Annotated in this window: 4 protein-coding genes; 3 read left to right on the top strand and 1 reads right to left on the bottom strand. The window is 44.6% G+C overall.

Annotation, left to right across the window (positions count from 1 at the left end; all coding sequences use genetic code 11):
• Positions 1–252: hypothetical protein (locus Q7J27_08635; protein MDO9529213.1), on the bottom strand; the 252-nt coding region annotated here is incomplete at its 3' end.
• Positions 253–677: 425 nt separating this feature from the next.
• On the opposite strand from Q7J27_08635, the gene Q7J27_08630 reads away from it, so the two are divergent.
• The 3 genes from Q7J27_08630 to Q7J27_08620 all read left to right on the top strand — a co-directional run.
• On the top strand, positions 678–1,187 hold the full coding sequence (locus Q7J27_08630) for a winged helix-turn-helix domain-containing protein (GenBank protein MDO9529212.1): 510 nt from the start codon (positions 678–680) through the stop codon (positions 1,185–1,187).
• Positions 1,184–1,708, top strand: a complete 525-nt coding sequence (locus Q7J27_08625; GenBank protein ID MDO9529211.1) for an IS630 family transposase — start codon at positions 1,184–1,186, stop codon at positions 1,706–1,708. The genes Q7J27_08630 and Q7J27_08625 overlap by 4 nt, the downstream gene beginning before the upstream one ends.
• Positions 1,709–1,756: 48 nt before the next feature.
• The coding region (locus Q7J27_08620; GenBank protein MDO9529210.1) for an ATP-binding protein at positions 1,757–2,585 on the top strand (829 nt) is incomplete at its 3' end.

Here is a 2,585-nt window from a genome sequence, read left to right as displayed (position 1 = left end):
AGGAAACCATCTTTGAATGGGTGTTTTTGGAGCGAATTGAAAGTGTACCTGGTCAGCAAAGGATTCCCCGTTAAAAAACGGTAGGGCGCTTTCGAGCTTATCAAATATTCGTATCTGTTCTATTTGTTTATTCTTTAACGTTGAAAAAGGAAGGGGAATGGTATAATTTAGGGTTGGTTCCGCAACAATGCTAATTACCTCAAACTCGTCAAATAATATTTTATATGGCGCCTCTACGGTTACTGTTTCCATTTAGCCTTTAAAGCGGTTATTTCTGTGGTATTGAATGAATTCAGCCAATGGCAATCTGCTGTCAATTCTGTTCTTGATTTGGATATTTGAGCTTGAGATTATAACGGCTTTCAGGTTTTGATTGGGTATATCATCAAATTTTTCCGATATTATAATTCTGTGATTATCGGTTAAGGAAAAGTATCCTTTATCGAACGCGACATGGCAATGTCTGCACAAACAAAGGCCGTTCAAAACATGCGCTCTGTGCGGAATGGTTCCATCGGGAACATTGTCTGGCTTAATATGTGCCGCCTCAACAAATATTTGTCCGTTTACATCGCACCTCGGGACTGCACACATATATATGTAACGCATTAAATACTTGCGCATAATATAGGGTTTATGCTATAATCGGAACAGGTGTAGAAAGGAGGGCTGTTCCGATGAAGCGGATTGAGATTCCAGATGTTGAAACATTTCTGGCAGCAGTGGAAGATGAAATATCCCATACGGCCGAGAGTAGATATTACCACCGACTCCATGTTGTTCATCACGTTCTTAAAGGAGACAGCTGTTATGAAGCGGCTAAGTTTTACAACCACTCTCCCCGCAGTGTGGAAAACTGGATTCACCAATTCACAACCCATGGCTTTGCCGGACTATCAGAGGGAAAACGCCCTGGCCGTCCCGGTCGCATGTCGTTGTTCCAACAAAAAGAATTGCACCAACATTTATTGCGTTCACCCCGGGAATTCGGTTATGACCAAAACATATGGGATGGACTATTGCTTTCCCATCATATCCACAAACAGTTTTCGATACAGTTACAGGTTAGACAGTGTCAAAACCTTTTCCACCACTTGGAATTCACGCTACAGAGACCTCGGCGGCTGGCTGCCGAAGCTAACCCAGAGAAACAAGAACTCTTTAAAAAAAATTCCAAACATGGATGAAAGATCCCAGTATCGAGGTGTGGGCCGAAGACGAAGTTCATTTTCAAAGAGCCAGCAGTCTCATTCGCACCTGGGCTCCCAAGGGAAAACAACCCCGAGTCCTTTCCCCCTCTACCCGACAGAAAATCGGCTTCTTCGGCGCAGTCAGTCTGCGAACCGGTCGTCTCTTGACCCAACCGGCGGATCCTTTCAATACCGAAACGTTTCACGATTTCATCGTCTATTTACTGCGACATACCAAAGGGAAATTGCTTTTAATTCTGGACAATGTTTCTTATCACAAAGCTCGGGCTTTGAAAGATTTCTTCTCCAGAAATCAGAACCGAATCCAATTAGCCTTTCTGCCTCCCTACTCACCGGAACTCAATCCTATCGAGCGCATCTGGAGAATTACACGTCGTCGGGTAACACACAACCGTTACTTTCCCGACATGCAGAGCCTGGAACAAGCGCTTGTAAACCGGTTTGCCCAGTGGGACCATCCCAATGAAACACTTAGGATTTTATGCGCAAGTATTTAATGCGTTACATATAGTTGTTCATCAGGATATTTCAGGAGACTCGATGCCGTGACTCAGAAGATGACTCAAAAGGAGATCAAGGCGATCTTCCGGGAAACGGTGGACAGGCTTTTTGAAGACCTTCCGAGAAAAGATTGCGGGCTGGAAGACATCTCGATCAAAAAGATTAAAGCATTCCTTGCAGAATCAAATACTTCCTTCAAAATCAATAAGCGAAACCTTGTTTCTTTCCTTACCAGCCTTGGTATTTATAAAGACGGAGAAATCAATAATGCTGGCGTGTTGATGTTTGCGGCCAAGTCTGAGCAGTTCATCCGTTATTCGGAGGTCATTTGTGGCGCTTTTAAAGGGACAAACCGAAGTTATATCTATGACCGTAAGGATGTACGCGATGATCTTTTGATCCAGCTGAACGAATCGATGGGGTTTATTCGGAAACAGCTTAATGTTCGAAGCGAGATCCGTGGAATTAACCGGTATGACATTTACGAGCTCCCCCTAGACGCTCTTCGCGAGGCAGTGGTCAACGCAATCGTTCACCGGGACTACAGCATGCGGGGGACGAGTATCTACGTCGCGGTTTATGACGACCGCGTCGAGATCGAAAATCCAGGTGGATTTCCCGCAGGAGTCACACAAGAAAATTTCGGAAAAACATCGATCCGGCGAAATCTTATTCTTGCGGACCTATTTCATCGCATGGGGAAGGTGGAGCGCATGGGATCCGGGATCCGGAAGATGAAAAATCTTATGAAAGAGGCGGATTTAAAACCGCCCGTTTTTGAGGTAAGCACCTTCTTCCGAGCGACTTTTTACCGTGACCCTGAATATGCTCTAAAAAAGGTCGGAGAAAAGGTCGGAGAAAAGATCACTAAAA

The organism is Syntrophales bacterium (assembly GCA_030655775.1).
GTDB lineage: Bacteria > Desulfobacterota > Syntrophia > Syntrophales > JADFWA01 > JAUSPI01.
Note: the sequence above shows the minus strand (reverse complement) of the source record. Positions and strands in the feature narration are given on the sequence as shown.

Excerpts from the sequence above, each read along its gene's own strand:
- Q7J27_08630 (MDO9529212.1), top strand. The coding sequence starts at position 678 with ATGAAGCGGATTGAGATTCCAGATGTTGAAACATTTCTGGCAGCAGTG.
- Q7J27_08625 (MDO9529211.1), top strand. The coding sequence starts at position 1,184 with ATGAAAGATCCCAGTATCGAGGTGTGGGCCGAAGACGAAGTTCATTTT.